15 protein-coding genes are annotated in these 16,603 nt (G+C 41.9%); 12 read left to right on the top strand and 3 right to left on the bottom strand.

All coding sequences use genetic code 11. The annotated features are described in order from the left end of the window. Positions 1-41 precede the first annotated feature (41 nt). Genes porZ through MR041_RS03525 form a run of 3 tightly spaced genes read left to right on the top strand, consistent with a single transcriptional unit; the run spans position 42 to position 5,545 of the window. The gene (gene porZ, locus MR041_RS03535; protein WP_242092205.1) at positions 42-2,414 is read left to right on the top strand and encodes a type IX secretion system anionic LPS delivery protein PorZ; all 2,373 of its coding nucleotides are present in this window, start codon (positions 42-44) and stop codon (positions 2,412-2,414) included. Beyond that, the gene (gene recO / locus MR041_RS03530) at positions 2,414-3,133 is read left to right on the top strand and encodes a DNA repair protein RecO (protein ID WP_242092204.1); all 720 of its coding nucleotides are present in this window, start codon (positions 2,414-2,416) and stop codon (positions 3,131-3,133) included. The genes porZ and recO overlap by 1 nt, the downstream gene beginning before the upstream one ends. Positions 3,134-3,136: 3 nt before the next feature. Next, complete coding sequence (locus MR041_RS03525; RefSeq protein ID WP_242092203.1) at positions 3,137-5,545, top strand: TonB-dependent receptor plug domain-containing protein; 2,409 nt, start codon at positions 3,137-3,139, stop codon at positions 5,543-5,545. A gap of 39 nt (positions 5,546-5,584) precedes the next feature. On the opposite strand, the gene MR041_RS03520 is transcribed toward MR041_RS03525, so the two are convergent. Both MR041_RS03520 and MR041_RS03515 read right to left on the bottom strand, forming a co-directional pair. Further along, a complete protein-coding gene (locus tag MR041_RS03520) occupies positions 5,585-6,034 on the bottom strand; it encodes a DUF3157 family protein (protein WP_242092202.1) in 450 nt (149 codons plus the stop codon). A gap of 96 nt (positions 6,035-6,130) precedes the next feature. Next, positions 6,131-6,676 carry a GNAT family N-acetyltransferase gene (locus MR041_RS03515; protein ID WP_242092201.1) on the bottom strand — a complete coding sequence of 182 codons (546 nt, stop codon included), beginning with the start codon at positions 6,674-6,676 and terminating at the stop codon, positions 6,131-6,133. Between the two features lie 70 nt (positions 6,677-6,746). Between MR041_RS03515 and MR041_RS03510 the strand changes: the two genes are divergently transcribed. The 9 genes from MR041_RS03510 (at position 6,747) to MR041_RS03470 (ending at position 15,999) form a co-directional block, all read left to right on the top strand. Beyond that, the gene (locus tag MR041_RS03510) at positions 6,747-7,967 is read left to right on the top strand and encodes an aminotransferase class I/II-fold pyridoxal phosphate-dependent enzyme (protein ID WP_242092200.1); all 1,221 of its coding nucleotides are present in this window, start codon (positions 6,747-6,749) and stop codon (positions 7,965-7,967) included. A gap of 9 nt (positions 7,968-7,976) precedes the next feature. Then, positions 7,977-8,357, top strand: coding sequence for a putative signal transducing protein (locus MR041_RS03505; protein ID WP_242092199.1), 381 nt, complete (start codon positions 7,977-7,979; stop codon positions 8,355-8,357). Next, positions 8,354-8,962 carry a dethiobiotin synthase gene (bioD, locus tag MR041_RS03500; protein ID WP_242092198.1) on the top strand — a complete coding sequence of 203 codons (609 nt, stop codon included), beginning with the start codon at positions 8,354-8,356 and terminating at the stop codon, positions 8,960-8,962. Before MR041_RS03505 ends, bioD begins: the two co-directional genes overlap by 4 nt. Further along, the gene (gene bioA / locus MR041_RS03495) at positions 8,959-10,224 is read left to right on the top strand and encodes an adenosylmethionine--8-amino-7-oxononanoate transaminase (RefSeq protein WP_242092197.1); all 1,266 of its coding nucleotides are present in this window, start codon (positions 8,959-8,961) and stop codon (positions 10,222-10,224) included. The genes bioD and bioA overlap by 4 nt, the downstream gene beginning before the upstream one ends. Positions 10,225-10,245: 21 nt before the next feature. Continuing rightward, the gene (locus tag MR041_RS03490) at positions 10,246-11,421 is read left to right on the top strand and encodes a beta-ketoacyl synthase N-terminal-like domain-containing protein (RefSeq protein WP_242092196.1); all 1,176 of its coding nucleotides are present in this window, start codon (positions 10,246-10,248) and stop codon (positions 11,419-11,421) included. A 90-nt stretch (positions 11,422-11,511) separates the two neighbouring features. Next, a complete protein-coding gene (locus MR041_RS03485) occupies positions 11,512-12,399 on the top strand; it encodes a carbon-nitrogen hydrolase (protein WP_242092195.1) in 888 nt (295 codons plus the stop codon). Beyond that, entirely contained in the window at positions 12,399-13,442 is a 1,044-nt protein-coding gene (locus tag MR041_RS03480; RefSeq protein WP_242092194.1) for an agmatine deiminase family protein, read from the top strand. The genes MR041_RS03485 and MR041_RS03480 overlap by 1 nt, the downstream gene beginning before the upstream one ends. 173 nt (positions 13,443-13,615) lie before the next feature. Beyond that, a complete protein-coding gene (gene bioB, locus MR041_RS03475; RefSeq protein ID WP_242092193.1) occupies positions 13,616-14,710 on the top strand; it encodes a biotin synthase BioB in 1,095 nt (364 codons plus the stop codon). Positions 14,711-15,129: 419 nt separating this feature from the next. Continuing rightward, the gene (locus MR041_RS03470) at positions 15,130-15,999 is read left to right on the top strand and encodes a cupin-like domain-containing protein (protein ID WP_242092192.1); all 870 of its coding nucleotides are present in this window, start codon (positions 15,130-15,132) and stop codon (positions 15,997-15,999) included. Here MR041_RS03470 and MR041_RS03465 read toward each other — a convergent pair. Next, positions 15,989-16,462, bottom strand: a complete 474-nt coding sequence (locus tag MR041_RS03465) for a regulatory protein RecX (protein WP_242092191.1) — start codon at positions 16,460-16,462, stop codon at positions 15,989-15,991. The genes MR041_RS03470 and MR041_RS03465 overlap by 11 nt on opposite strands. Positions 16,463-16,603: the final 141 nt, after the last annotated feature.

Below are 16,603 nucleotides of genomic sequence, written 5' to 3'. Positions count from 1 at the left end.
GCCTTTTTATTTATATGATTTTCTGACAAATGTCGTTATATATGAATATATTTGAATTCCCAAAAGATGTTATGTGTAAGAGATTCTTTTTACTTATTGGCCTGATTACGACTTCCTGGTTATGGGCTCAGGATTTTTCAGGGTTATGGGAAGGGCATTTCTCCTATTATAATGTATCTCAAGTTGTTAAAGGGAACAATAAGATATATGCCGCTACCGAAAATGCGGTTTTTAGCTACGATACGCAAACCAGTGCGCTAGAAACCATTACTACGATAAACGGATTATCAGGGCAAACCATATCTACCATTAGTTATAGTGAGGCATACGAACTGCTGATAATTGGCTATGTTAATGGACTGATTGAAATTCGATTTGATAATGATGATGAGGTCCTTTCCGTTGTCGATATTATAGAGAAACCAACAATCATTGCCTCTAACAGACGGATAAACCATTTCAATATTGATAATAACTGGGTCTACATTGCTACCGATTATGGGATCTCCGTTTATGATTTGGAACGTCTTGAATTCGGAGACACCTATTTTATTGGAAGCAGCGGAGAGCAAATACAGGTCAGTCAAACCACCATTAGTGGCGATTATATCTACGCCTCCTGTCTGGGAGGCAATGGCATCAGGAAAGCCTTGGTAAATGACTCTAACATTATCGATTTTAATAACTGGCAGACCGTATCTTCGGGTAATTTTGTGGCAATAAAAGCGGCATTTAATCAGTTGTACGCCATTAGCCTAAGCAGAAGAATTTACAGTATAACGAATGATGTCCTTTCGGAGCTGTTTCTGTATCCGGATGTTCCTTCAGATATGACCTTTGTTGATGACTATTTGATAGTCACCACCACAGATAGCGTTTATGTCTATAATGACAGTTTCCAAGTGGTCGCTCAAATTTCGGATGACCCTATGTTTGCTACGGATTTCACATCGGCGGTCATCGAAGGGGAATACCTCTATATAGGCACTACAGATTATGGCATGCTGAGAACGCTTGTGCAAAATCCGCTTACCTTTGAGGAGATCAGACCTGAGGGTCCCCTTTTAAATAATCCTTTTGCATTACTCGCAGGACCTAACGGGTTGTGGACTACCTATGGCGAACATAACATCTTCTTAAACCCATATCCATTAAACAGTCGGGGGTTGAGTTACCTGCAAGACGAGCAATGGCATAACATCCCGTTTAGTGAGCTTTTAGGTGCCAGATGCTTAAAACAGATTGCGGTGAACCCGCTGGATAATAACCAGGCGTTTATTGGTTCTTACTTTGATGGGTTGCTCGAAATCAATGACACGATCCCAACATTTCTTTATGATGAAAATAATAGTGGTCTGGACGATTTAGTGCTTCCTTCCAATCCGAGTTATACTGGTGATCTTAGGTTGTCGTGTATCACTTTTGATTCCAGCGGCCTCCTGTGGTCGTTAACCAATTTCGTCGATCCTGCACTTAAAGTGTTTAATCCGTCGAGTAATTCCTGGCAATCCTACAGCATAGAGGCAGCGGTAGAATTGGATAATAATGGATATAGCGATTTGGTAATTGGCAATGATGGGACCAAATGGATAGCGACCTACGAATATGGCCTGGCGGCTTTTAACGAAAACAATAATGGGATTAAGGCCAAGAGTATAAATAGAGAAAACGGTAATTTACCTAATGATTATGTTACGGCTTTGGCTCTAGATAACAGGGGAACGCTCTGGATAGGCACGTTTGCAGGATTAAGGGTCTTATATAATACTTCCAATTTTTTTGAAGATGAGACTGTTCAAACCAACGACATTATAATTCTGGAAGATGGTATCGCCAAGGAACTGTTATTTCAACAGCAAATTACCGATATCAAGGTTGATGGTTCTAACAATAAGTGGGTAGGAACCGGCAATTCAGGTGTATTTTACTTTTCTTCGGATGGGCAACAGACCATTTTTCATTTTACCACGGATAATTCGCCTTTGCCTTCAAATATAATTAACGATATTTCAATAGACAATACCAGTGGTATTGTATATATAGCCACCTCCAGGGGACTAGTGTCATTTCAGTCTGGAGGGTCCAGTCCGCTTGAGGATTTACAGAGTGCCTATGCTTACCCTAACCCCGTAAGACCGCAATTCGATATCGTCGAGCAAAAGGTTAAAATAAAGGATATTTCAGAAAATGTTAATATTAAAATAACGGATATAGAGGGAAATTTGGTGGCCGAGGCACAATCCAGAAGAAACCTGAGATATAATGGATACAATTTAGAAATTGATGGCGGGACCGCCTATTGGAATGGTAAAAATTTGGCCAATAATGTTGTGGCCTCCGGCGTATACCTTATTATGCTTTCTGATTTGGATACCTTTGAAACCAAAGTGTTAAAATTAATGGTTGTCAGGTAATGCATGTATCAACTAAGGCCATTGTTTTATCAAAGCTCAAATATCGTGACAGCGATTTAATCGTTAGATGCTATACCGAAGCCCTTGGTGTCGTTAGTTTTTTGTTGCGCGGTGTTTTAAATACCAGAAAGGGTAGTACAAAGACAGCCTATTTCCAGTTATTATCCCAGTTGGACCTTGTCATCCTGTACAAGGAAAAAAGGACTTTACATACCATCAAAGAGGTAAAGGCAAATTATGTGTATGCCACCATGCATACCAATGTGTACAAAAGTGCTATTGCCATGTTTATAGCTGAACTCTTGACGAAAGCGTTGAGGGAAGAAGAAGAAAACAATCTCATGTACAGTTATCTTGAAACGACGCTGCAATGGCTTGATTCCAATACAAATTACGCGAATTTTCATTTACTGTTTTTACTTAAATTAACGAAATATCTCGGTTTCTATCCGGATGATGATCACTTGAATTTTGAATACTTTGATTTGCAAGAGGGCAAATTTGTTGCTAAGGCTGATCGTGAGCATATCGTATCAGGGCAAAATATTGACCTTCTTAAACAGCTCTTAGGCACGACATTTGATGCAATTAATTTGATAAAAATTAATACGAAGCAACGACAGTCCTTTTTAAATCTCATGTTGCGCTATTATGAGTTTCATTTGGGTAATTTTAAACCCCCTAAATCCATGCAAATATTTAATCAAGTTTTTAGTTAGTACATGAAGCCTTACCAACCAACACTTTTCTTTTTATTAATGACATGGGTTATACAGGCGCAACAGATAAAAGTTCTCAATAAACTAACTCAGGAACCGGTTTACGGTGTGGCCATTTACAATACGGATAAATCTAAAAGTGTTATTTCAAATTTTAAAGGAGAGGCATCATTAGATCGGTTTACCAGTTCTGATCTTATTTTTTTTCAACATTTAACTCATGTATTAAAAACCTTGAAAAAAGAGGATGTAGCTGCATCCGGAATCATTTACTTGGAATCCAATACTCAGGGATTAAATGAAATTGTGGTCTCCCAATCCAAATTCGAACAGAATAAACGGGATATTCCACAAAAGATACTGAGTATAAACAAGGAAGAGATCGCTTTTGCGAATCCACAAACAAGTGCAGATTTACTCGGTAACACGGGACAGGTATTCATACAGAAGAGCCAGTTAGGAGGTGGAAGCCCTATGATTAGGGGGTTTTCAACCAACAGATTGCTCATAACTGTGGATGGTGTGCGCATGAACAATGCCATCTTTAGAGGGGGTAATGTTCAGAATGTCATTGCTATCGATCCGTTCTCAATACAACGAACTGAAGTTAACCTGGGTGCCGGCTCCGTGATTTATGGCAGTGATGCCATAGGTGGGGTCATGGGCTTTTATACTCAGAAACCGCAATTGGCTTATAGCGATACATTGGTGTTCAAGTCGAATGCAACATTGAGGTATGCTTCAGCTAATCATGAAAATACAGGACATATCGATTTTAATTTGGGATACAGGAAATGGGCCTTTTATACCAGTGCGAGCTATTCCGATTTTGGCGATTTAAGAATGGGGAAACACGGGCCAAGGGATTACCTCAGGCCGGAATTTATTGTGAGTACAAATAACCAGGACCTCATTGTTGAAAATGACGACCCGCTGGTTCAAAAATATTCCGGTTATAATCAAATCAATCTACTTCAGAAAATACGACATGAAGCCCAGAATAATTTGAGTTTCGATTTGGGATTGTATTATACTTCGAGCTCCGATATTCCGAGGTACGATAGGCTGATAAGATATAGGGGAGATGAATTGCGCTCGGCGGAATGGTATTATGGTCCGCAAAAATGGTTCATGTCGAATTTACTCATTACCAAGTTGAGCAGTAGATCGAATTTATATGATAAAATAAAAGCGACCTTAGCCTATCAGAACTTTCAGGAAAGTCGTGTAGATCGAGATTTTCAATCGGATTTGAGACATCGAAGAGCAGAAAAGGTGGATGCCTATTCCATGAATTTTGATTTTGAAAAGAGAATGGGTTCAAAAACGGGATTATTTTATGGTCTGGAGTACGTATACAACAAAGTGCATTCCAATGGTTTTGAAGAAGATATTAACACCAATACACGGTCTGTGGATGTCTCCAGATACCCTGACGGGGCTACCTGGCAATCGGCCGCGATCTATAGCAGTTTAAAATACAAGCCTAATGTGAAATTTGTCTTTCAGTCGGGTTTACGCTTTAATCATGTTGTATCCAAGGCCAATTTTCAGAAGAACAATACTTTTTTAAACTTACCTTTTAATAGGTCTGAAAATAAATCGGGCGCATTAACAGGAACGGCCGGACTCACCTGGTTGCCCAATTCGATCCTGGAATGGCGGTTCAATGCCTCTTCGGCATTCAGGGCCCCGAATATAGATGACATTGGCAAAGTATTCGATTCCGAACCCGGTTCAGTCGTGGTACCTAATGAGAATTTAAAACCCGAATATGCCTATGGTGGAGAACTGGGGGTGAAATTGAATTTTAAAAATGTCGTGTTGGATATGAGCTCCTATTATACCTATTTGGATAATGCCCTGGTGAGACGGGACTATACCGTTAACGGTGAAAGTCAGATTGTGTACGATGGTGAATTGAGTAATGTGCAGGCTATTCAAAACGCATCGAAAGCCTGGATCTATGGATTTGAAATTGGACTTGACGCCAAGGTTTCGAGGCACTTTAACATTAAATCCCAGTATAGTATTGTCGGTGGCACGGAAGAGAACGAGGGTATCGAGGTCCCGGTGCGCCATGCAGCACCAAATTTTGGGAATACACATTTAATTTACACCTCCAGAGATTTTATAGCGGATGTATTTTTGAACTATAATGGCGAATTATCCTTTAACCAACTCACCCCTTCCGAAGCCGGTAAGGCTTATATTTATGCCTCTGACGGGAATGGGAATCCTTTTTCCCCATCCTGGACGACATTGAATTTGCGCACCCAATATAAAATAAATGATGACGTCATCCTTAGCCTAAGCGCCGAGAATATTACGGATCAGCGCTATCGGCCCTATTCATCCGGAATAACCGCACCCGGAAGAAATTACGTGTTGTCTTTGAAATATTCGTACTGAGCTAATTAAAAAATGAAACCGATTTGGAATCGTGGCAGCTTAAAACAGTTTGCCTTTTTCAATTATGGAATTCCCCACCCGTTTATAGGACACTTTTTTGCCCCTGGCGCAGAAATCATAGACCCCTTTCGATTTTTGTTCAGAAAAAGCCACCAATATGACCTCTTCAACCGAACAGTTGTAATCCTTGGCCACTTTCTTTTTAACATGAGCTATGGTGGCACGTCCCTTTTTTAGTTGGTTCTGAATCTTATTATCCAATTTGGGTTCTACAAAATCACTTGGTAATTGGCAGGCCTTGTCGTTAAAGGCCACGTTGTTCACTTCTGCTACTGCTGCCGATTTCGGTGATGCGGCATCGATATACTCCCATGTATAATTGGCCTTCAGCAAGACCCGACGTCCATCTTCGGTTTTTACGATATAATTATTTTGCGTATAACCATGGAAGGAGAGTATAAAAAATAGGAGATATAAAAGACGTTTCATTGCAAATAAATTTTAAAGAGGGCTAAAAATACAAAACTAATTGTCAATATCATTGGTGCTTGGTCGCGTTATGCTATAGAGAACTGCAAATCCCCCTTAAATCTCTAATCCAATGAGTTCCCAGACCCGATCATCAGATTGGTATTGCTTTAATACCTTAAAGCCAACTGCTTTATGGGCTAGGGATGAGCGTGAATTATCAACATCCACTTCCGTTATAATATATTTGAAATCCAGTTTTAAAATCTCCGACATATAATGGTATAAACCACGGAACACACCTTGTCCTCGTGCGCTTTTAGCAATGCATACCTGTCCCATGATGACATAGTTTTCAGGAATGGGGTCCAGCGATTCAATGACATTGAACATCGATACGAGAATCGGTATTTTTGTTTTAAAGGCTTTAGTCATACAAAGGGCATAACCTATAACCGTATCCCCATATTTAGCGATGATATGCGGACAGGCCGCATTCATTTCTTTTAATAGATCGAAAGAATGGGCCACCGTTACAAAACCTTCATTTTCTTTTTCTGTTGTCGATAAAACGTCTGCCAGATTTTGTTTTTGAAGCGCCAAAATCTGGAGAAGCTCCTCATCGGTTGTTGCTCTCTGATAGGTGATATTGGTCGAATGCATTTGAATTTATACGTTTAGGCATTGCCAAAAACATAGGGATAAAGATAGCTATTTTATATACATTTGTCGTATGGGTCATTTTCCTAGAAACCTTCAGCAAAAGCTGGATAAAAGAGTCGCATCAAATGCATTACGACAATTGGGTGTCCAAAATCAATTGGTCGATTTCGCATCGAATGACTATTTGGGGTTTGCCCGTTCAAAATCGATATTTGAAAAAACACATGCCTATTTAAGTGATCATGGGATATACCACAATGGAAGTTCAGGCTCACGACTGCTTTCAGGGAATCATGTCCTCTATCCGATTTTAGAAACGATGCTCTGTGAATTTCACCATGCCGAGTCCGCCCTGGTGTTTAACTCAGGCTATGATGCCAATTTGGGATTTTTTTCCAGCGTAGCTCAACGCGGAGATATCATTCTTTACGATGAATATATACATGCGTCAATACGTGATGGTATCAGTATGAGTCATGCCAAATCGTTTAAGTTTAAGCACAACGATTTAGAAGATTTAGACCGTCATCTTGAGCGGGGTCAGAAATTAATAAAAAACAACACTTTGTATGTGGTTACGGAATCTGTCTTTTCTATGGACGGGGATTCACCCGATCTTGAAAACCTGGTGGAGCTATGTGATGCCCATAAGGCCTTTTTGATCGTTGATGAAGCTCATGCCATAGGTGTTTTTGGTGGGAAGGGAGAAGGAATGGTTCAGGATCTCGGGCTGGAGAAGTCGATTTTTGCGCGACTTGTAACCTTTGGAAAAGCGCTGGGTGGACACGGTGCAGCGATTTTAGGTGCCGAGGGACTTAAACAGTATCTGGTTAATTTTTCACGTAGTTTCATATACACGACGGCACTGCCTCCACACAGCTTGGCGACCGTACAATTAGCCTACCATGAACTGGTCAATCCTACGCGTCATAATGATGATAATAACGACAGGAGGACACATCCTGCCGGGCTTAAATTGAAGGAGAACATTCAATTTTTCAAGTCTGAAGTTAAAAGACTTGGTCTACAAACCTTTTCCTGGGAAGACCGTCCGAAAACACCTTGGGGTTTTATCGATAGCAACTCGGCCATACACTGTTATTTAGTGCCGGGAAGCAATAATACTAAAATCATTGCCAAGGCACTTCAAGATAAAGGATATGATGTAAGACCGATCCTGTCACCCACCGTGCCCGAAGGACAGGAGCGCCTGCGGTTTTGTCTTCATGCCTTTAATTCTAAAGAAGAAATTACTGAAGTCCTAAAGTTACTTGCTACATTTGTCTTTTAAAAACGGCATATGAATAACAGTTATACCACCCTGGCGACTTTTGAGTATGCTACTGAGGCGCATGTCGTCAAATCGAAATTGGATGCCGAAGGTATCACAAGCATGTTAATGGATGAAAAGACCATCGATGCCGATCCACTGATAAGCTTGGCCATAGGGGGTGTAAAACTGTTAATTTTGAATACGGATCTGGATAGGGCCTTACAGATTTACAATGAGATTAAAACCTATCAGGTAGATGCTTTGGGGAATGCAATATCATGTCCAAGATGCCAATCCCATAAAATAGAAATGGCGCCCTTGGAGCGAAAAAATATATTTTATATGCTATTCCCTTTTTTCGAAAAGACACGATACATTTGTAACCTTTGCAAAACCATTTTTGAATGAAAACCTATTTTATAACGGGTATTGGTACCGACGTTGGAAAAACCATAGTTTCTGCCATTTGCGTAGAAGCCCTGGAGGCGGACTATTGGAAACCAGTTCAGGCAGGTGATCTGGATCATGACGATACCTGTAAGGTAAAAAAACTGGTGTCCAACTCAAAATCGGTTTTCCATCCCAACAGGTATGCATTGAAAACTCCAATGAGTCCCCATGCGGCTGCAGCTATTGATGGCATCGAAATTGATTTAAAGGTCATAAAGGTCCCCAAGACCAATAATCATTTGGTCATTGAAGGTGCCGGCGGATTATTGGTGCCATTGAACGACACGGTTACGGTTATGGATATGATTCAACCTGATTACCAGGTTATTGTCGTGTCGAGACATTATTTAGGAAGCATCAATCATACCCTATTAACGCTACATGCCTTAAAGGAAAAAGGCTTCAATGTGTCCATTATCTTTAGTGGAGATGCGCATGAAAGTACGGAACGTATCATTAAACAAATGACCGATGTGCCTGTCATTGGACGAATTGATGAAGAACCTTATTTCGACAAGAATGTGGTTAAAGAATATGCCGAAAGGTTCAAGGATCGACTATGAGTTTACAGGAACGTGATAAAAAGCATATTTGGCACCCCTTAAGACAACACCAATTAAATCCTGAAAGTGTTGCTATTGTGAGCGCTAAGGGCTGTCTCTTGACCGATGAGCAGGGGCGTGAATATATTGATGCTATTGCCTCCTGGTATACCTGCGTTTATGGGCATTGCAATGACTTTATTTTAAATAGGGTATACCGGCAGATGCAGCGTTTGGATCAGGTCATGTTTAGTGATTTTACCCATGAACCCGCTGTGAGCCTGTCTGAAGCACTTATGGAGATTCTTCCGGATAATCAGAACCGTATATTTTTTAACGATAACGGCTCCACAGCGGTAGAGGCGAGTATAAAAATGGCGCTTCAGTATTATTTCAATAAAGGAGAAAAGCGCTCCACCTTCATTGCCTTCGAAAATGGATTTCACGGGGATACCTTCGGCGCCATGAGTGTGTCCGGATTGTCGGTTTACAATGGACCTTTTGAAGATTTTTTAATAGCCGTTAAGCGCATACCGACACCGAATGGGTCTAACCATGAGGGGATCTTGAAGCAACTACAAACCCTTGACAAAAAGTATAAGATTGCGGGTTTTATCTATGAACCGCTGCTACAGGGAGCGGCAGGAATGACCATTCACAACACAAAGGGTCTAAACCAAATTCTTGAATTTTGCAAGGCCAGAGGGATTCTTACCATAGCAGATGAGGTCATGACGGGCTTTGGTAAAACAGGACGATATTTTGCTTCAGATTATATGGAAACGAAACCGGACATCATGTGTTTGAGCAAGGCCCTTACAGCAGGTCTAGTACCCATGGCCATTACCTCATGCACCGAAGCTGTTTATAACGCTTTTTTAAGTCCCGACATCACAAAGGGATTTTTTCATTGTCATACCTATTCTGCCAACCCGATAGCCTGCGCAGCAGCCATTGCAGGAATTGAATTACTGAAATCCGAAGAGATGCAGACTAATCTTAAACGCATTGAAGGTTCTCATAATCAGTTTAAGAATAAAATTAAGACCCATCCGAAAGTGAAGGAAGTTCGGCATATTGGGGTTGTACTGGCCCTGGATCTCGATACTAAAATGGAACGTTATGGCGCCTTGAGGGATAAATTGCTCAAATTCTTTATGGACAGAGGTGTGTTCTTAAGACCACTTGGAAATACGATATACCTGCAAGTACCCTATATCATTTCGGAAAAACAGCTGCAGAAAGTCTATAAAGTAATTGAAGAAGCATTAGAAATCATTTAAATTTGCATTCAAACCAAGGCTTTGCACAAACCAATCTCAATAACTGCTGTTGCGTCCATTTCACCCCTCGGAAAATCTTTACAGGAGGTATGGCATGCCTATCAGAATAGCGATCACTGTTTTGTTGAAAAACAGTTTACGGGTAATCCGGTGTCTGTTGCCGAGCTACCGCCGGAAGCCTCAGAGGAAATAGAGCGATTAAGAGGGTCGGATGCCAAGTACAAAGCCCTGGACAGAACGGTGTTGTATGCCATTTATGCCTCCCGAAGAGCGGTAGAGCAAGCACAATGGACACCGTCTGATAATTTTGGCGTCAACATTGGGTCGTCTCGTGGCGCAACTGGTGTCTTTGAACATCACTATGAAACTTTTCTAAAGAAAGGCAAAGCAAATACCTTGAGTTCTCCTACCACCACTTTAGGAAACTTGTCCTCCTGGGTAGCACACGATTTACAAACTCAGGGCCCCGATGTAAGCCATTCCATAACCTGTTCCACAGCCTTGCACGCCGTTTTAAACGGGGTGGCCTGGTTACAATCCGGAATGTGCAATAAATTTCTTGTGGGAGGCAGCGAAGCCCCCTTAACCGCATTTACTGTGGCACAAATGCAAGCTTTAAAGATCTACTCGAAACATAAATTGGAGGGCAGCCTCAGCACAGAAACGAACTATCCCTGCCGCGCCCTGGATTTCAATAAAAGACATAATACTATGGTTTTAGGTGAAGCGGCGTCCATGGCCTGCCTCGAATCAGGAGCTAAGGATCATGCCCTCGCATTCATTACAGGCTATGGCTACGCAACGGAAATCTTAGAACACAATATTTCCATTTCCAGTGACGCGAAGTGTTTTCAACGTTCTATGACAATGGCACTGGGCGAGATGCATCCGAATGATATCGACGCCATTGTGATGCATGCCCCGGGGACCATCAAAGGAGATAAAAGCGAATGGAATGCCATAAAATTGGTGTTTTCGGACCACCTGCCGGTATTAACGTCCAATAAATGGAAAATAGGTCATAGTTTTGGAGCATCCGGTCTTTTAAGTTTAGAACTGGCCGTATTGATGCTGCAGTATCAGGAATTTATTCATGTACCTTATTATAAACAGGCAGATCCAAAACGTCTTAAGAACATCATGGTGAATGCTGTAGGCTTTGGGGGTAATGCCGTAAGTCTTGTGATTTCAAAATAAAATTTAAAATAATTCAAGCCATAAAAAGAGCTATATTTATCTGCGCCTAAAGGCCGTGTTAAAACCTAAAATCAGTTTATTCTAAAAGACATGTCGAAGCAACGCTACAAGATTTCAGTTATACAGCTCAATCTGAATAACAAACTTGAGAATAATCTTAAAAAATGTACCGAATGGGTTAGGAAAGCTGCCGGAAAGGGAGCGGAGGTGATCTGCCTTCCTGAGTTATACAGCAGTCACTACTTTTGCCAGAGTGAGGACACTGCAAATTTCGCCCTGGCAGAACCATTGTACAGTACCTCTTTTAAGGCCTTTAGTGATTTGTCAAAATCTTTAGGCGTCGTGATTATTGTTCCATTTTTTGAAAAACGCATGTCAGGCGTATATCATAACAGTGCGTATATTATTGATTCTGATGGGTCAGAGGCAGGGTTATACCGGAAAATGCATATCCCTGATGATCCGCACTACTATGAGAAATTTTATTTCACTCCCGGCGATCTGGGCTTTAAAAGTGTACAGACCAAAAAAGGGAACATTGGCACTTTAATTTGTTGGGATCAGTGGTATCCTGAAGCGGCACGGTTAACCGCCTTACAAGGGGCGGAAGTTCTTTTTTATCCCACGGCTATCGGATGGCACCCACAGGAAAAGGAGGAATTTGGCGAAAATCAGCAAGGGGCTTGGATGAACGTTATGAAGGGTCATGCCGTGGCCAATGGTATTTATGTTGCCGCAGCAAATAGGATAGGCCTTGAACAATACATTCCGGGAACCGAGGGGATACAGTTCTGGGGTTCGTCGTTTATTTGCGGACCACAGGGCGAGATCCTTGCCCAGGCATCCACGGATAAAGAAGAGATCCTGATGGCCGAGGTGGATCTGGAATTACAGGAGGAGGTCAGACAAAATTGGCCTTTTCTCAGAGATCGCAGAATTGATGCCTATGGGCATTTAACCAAACGGGTAATCGACTGATGGCAATGGGCGATGCGTGGCGGTTTCCGGCAGAATGGGAAAAGCAAGAGGGCATTCTGCTTTGTTTTCCTCACAATGGAAAGGATTGGCCTGGTAAGTATGGTGCAGTGCAATGGGCCTTTGTGGAGTTCATAAAAAAAATTGCGTCACTGGAAAAGGTTTACATTATTGTAGCGAATCAAAAGCTTCAGGAAAGATTACAGGCCATGTTGCTGAAGGCTGATGTCGATGTGAACCACGTGTCTTATATACTACATAAAAGCAACCGAAGCTGGATGCGCGACGCGGGACCTATAGTGGTTAAAAGAGGAAATCAAAGAAAGGCGCTCAACTTCAATTTTAATGGATGGGCCAAGTATGGTAATTTTAAACTGGATCGTCATATTCCGCGCGTTATGGCTTCCGTTCTTAATTTAGAATTGGAGCAGGTAACCTATAAGGGCCGATCGATTACATTAGAGGGCGGTGCCATTGATGTGAATGGTATGGGTACCCTGCTGACCACCGAAGAATGCCTGTTAGATCAAGAGGTGCAGGTTAGAAATCCGGGCCTGTCCAGATCGGATTATGAGGCTATTTTTAAAACCTATCTTGGTGTGACCAATACCATTTGGTTGGGAGAGGGCATTACCGGGGATGATACCCACGGGCATATTGATGATTTAGCCCGCTTCGTAAATGCAGACACCATTGTTACAGTAGTCGAAACCAGGAAGCGGGATGCCAATTACAAGGCCCTTCAAAGCAACCTCAAACGATTGGAAAACGCCAGACTTGAAAATGGTGCGAAACCTAAAATAGTACCCCTGCCAATGCCGGATCCCATTGTTTTTGAAGGGATACGATTACCGGCGAGTTACGCTAATTTCCTCATACTTAATAAGGCTGTTTTGGTCCCTACCTTCAATGATTCAAAGGATGCCAAAGCGCTGAACATCTTATCCAGCTGTTTTAAGGGCAGGCAGGTGATACCGATAAACGCCATTGACCTTATCTGGGGTTTTGGTACGCTGCATTGCCTGAGTCAGCAGATACCTGAATGATGTTTTTATGGTAAACAGGCGTCCAGTGGGTTCACCTAAAGAATGAGGTCGCGACCCGGAATCGAAATACCAAGGAACCATCGCGTTAAAAATGCTGTTAGCAATTTATGTTTTTAATCCGTTAAGGAATCTTTTTAAATTAGTACTTTTGACATTTACTAATTTTGAGCGTTATGGGCGAAACAAGACATAATTGGACCAAAGAAGACATATTAGCCATCTATAACAAACCGCTTATGGAATTGCTCTATGAGGCCGCTACAGTGCACAGGCAGCATCACGATCCGAATACGGTTCAGGTGTCTACATTGTTATCCATAAAAACAGGGGGTTGTCCCGAGGATTGTGGCTATTGTCCACAGGCAGCGCGGTATCATACCGCTATTGAGGGTAACGATTTAATGTCCGTACAGCAGGTTAAAGCCCAGGCCCTGCGGGCCAAGTCCAGTGGCAGTTCACGCGTATGCATGGGTGCTGCCTGGCGCAATGTTAAAGATGGTCCGGAATTCGACCAGGTCCTGGAAATGGTGCGTACCATTAACAAGCTGGACATGGAGGTTTGTTGTACCCTGGGGATGCTTACTGAAAACCAGGCCAGACGATTGGCGGAAGCCGGCTTGTATGCCTATAACCATAATTTGGATTCATCGGAAGACTATTATAAGGAAGTCATCTCAACACGAGGCTTTGAGGATCGTTTAAAGACTATTGATAATGTCCGTAAAACGAATGTGACCGTTTGTAGTGGAGGCATTATCGGCATGGGCGAGAAGGTTGAAGATCGTGCGGGAATGTTGGTGGCCCTGTCGACGCTCAACCCACAACCGGAGTCTGTTCCCATTAATGCACTCGTTGCGGTCGAGGGTACGCCTTTAGAAGATCAGGAACCGGTTTCGATTTGGGAAATGGTACGTATGGTAGCCACGACCCGTATCGTGATGCCCGAAACCCAGGTGCGGTTATCGGCGGGACGCACCCAGATGACAAGAGAGGGTCAGGCCATGTGTTTCTTTGCCGGGGCCAATTCGATCTTTGCCGGAGATAAATTGTTAACGACACCAAATCCTGATGTCAATGAGGATATGGAAATGTTTGATGAACTCGGGCTGAATCCTCAGAAACCTTTTTTAAAGCATGTGCATCCACAGACGGTAGAGGCCGAAGATTCGCAATACCAGGCTTTGGGAGAAAATCCCCGATGGTCCCGCCCGGAACATACCATAGAACGCAATGAGGTCGCTAAACAAAAGGCGAAGACCACAAAATAAATCCGGATCGCACTGCTTCCTGAATTGTCATGCAGACCACTTTTAGGGATTAATCATAAGTGTTTATTTCGATAAGCAAGCATTAGAAAATTTCTAGTTAGGATAATCTTATTTCCTAAGCATCATGTTTGAAAATTGTCCTGTGAATTTTCAAAATTCACAGGACAATTTCAGAAATTCACAGGACAATTTTTGAAGTCTGTAGTTATGAATTGTCTTTTTCTCAGTGAAAGGAATCGCATAATCTGCCCAATCCTTTAAAGCTTTATAGTTAGGCGATAGTTTAAGGCGTATTTCGAGAAGTTGTAGGTTATGAGAGGATGTTATCTGACCATCACGTTTGGGCTTAAAGATCAAAATAAAACCTGTTTTCAATTTAAGGTGCTTTTCTTAACTTTGACCCTCTAAATGATATCGCATTGTCGTTGAACCTACAGGACATCCCGAGAGTAGAACACCTTACGAAGTCGGAATTCTTAAAAGACTATTTTAAACCACAACGACCTGTGGTTATTGAACGTTGTATCGAGGACTGGCCGGCCTATACGAAATGGAACCTGGATTTCATGAAGGCTGCCGCCGGCGATATTACAGTGCCTCTTTACGACGACCGACCGGTGGATTATAAGGAGGGTTTTAACCAACCTCACGCTAAAATGAAGATGAGGGCCTATGTCGATCTCTTAAAAAGCAAACCTACAAAATACCGCATTTTTCTCTGGAACATCTTAAAGGAGGTTCCGGAACTTCAAAACGATTTTTCCTATCCCGATTTCGGATTACGTTTTATGAAAGGCTTGCCGATGCTCTTTTTTGGAGGTATGAATGCGCACACCTTCATGCACTACGACATCGATTTGGCCAATATTTTCCATTTTCACTTTGAAGGCAAAAAACAATGTATATTGTTCGATCAGAAGCAAAACGAGTATTTGTATAAAATTCCGCATTCACTGATTACAAGAGAGGACATCGATTTCAGTAATCCAGATTTTGACAAATGGCCGGCATTAAAGAAGGCCAAAGGATGGGTATGCGAGCTGCATCACGGCGAGGTGCTGTATATGCCCGAGGGCTATTGGCATTATATGCGCTATATAACCCCCGGATTCTCAATGAGCCTTAGAGCCCTGGCACAAAACCCGGGAAACCTGAGTAAGGCTATTTATAATGTATTCGTTATGCGTTTATTGGACAACACGATGCGCCGAATTCAAGGACAAAAATGGATTGACTGGAAAAACGAGCAGGCAATTGTACGCACCCATAAAAAAATGGTCAATCCATAAGTTCTTTTGCCTTATCATAAACCAAATGGGGTTCCCAACCGCGGTATAACAAATAATCAATAAGTTTCTTTTTCTTTTTCAATGTGTTGTTTTCCGTACTTGTGGTCACATATTTTTTAGCGAGTCGATCAAGGGTGTCAAGATAGAGGTCATCATCTAAACTTAGGATGGCCTCATTAATAATAGATCTAGAGATGTCTTTTTTTAACAACTCGGCGCCTAAGCGGCGCTTGCCCCATGCCTTCATCTTGAACTTTCCACTAACATAGGCTTTGGCAAAACGGGTCTCATTGAGATAGTTATGATTGATGAGGTGTACCATAATATGATCAATAGCTTCCGGAATCATATGCAGGTCTCTGAGCTTTTCTCTCACCTCCTTATGACAGCGTTCCTGGTAGGCACAATAATGCTCAAGCCTTCGAGTGGCTTCGGCTACAGTGTATGATTTCTTTTCAGGCATTAGATAGAAATTAGAAAAAGGAATGCATTACAAGACGCCTATTTCCAGATCTCAAATCTAACCAAAAAACCCATAATGTCTCATCTGAGTTTATTTTTTAAGGGTAAGAAATCTAAATCGAAGCATAAGTTTTAAAGCTTA

It is taken from the genome of Aestuariivivens sediminicola (genome assembly GCF_022662015.1).
Lineage (GTDB): Bacteria > Bacteroidota > Bacteroidia > Flavobacteriales > Flavobacteriaceae > Aestuariivivens > Aestuariivivens sediminicola.
This window is presented reverse-complemented; position numbering and strand designations above follow the sequence as displayed.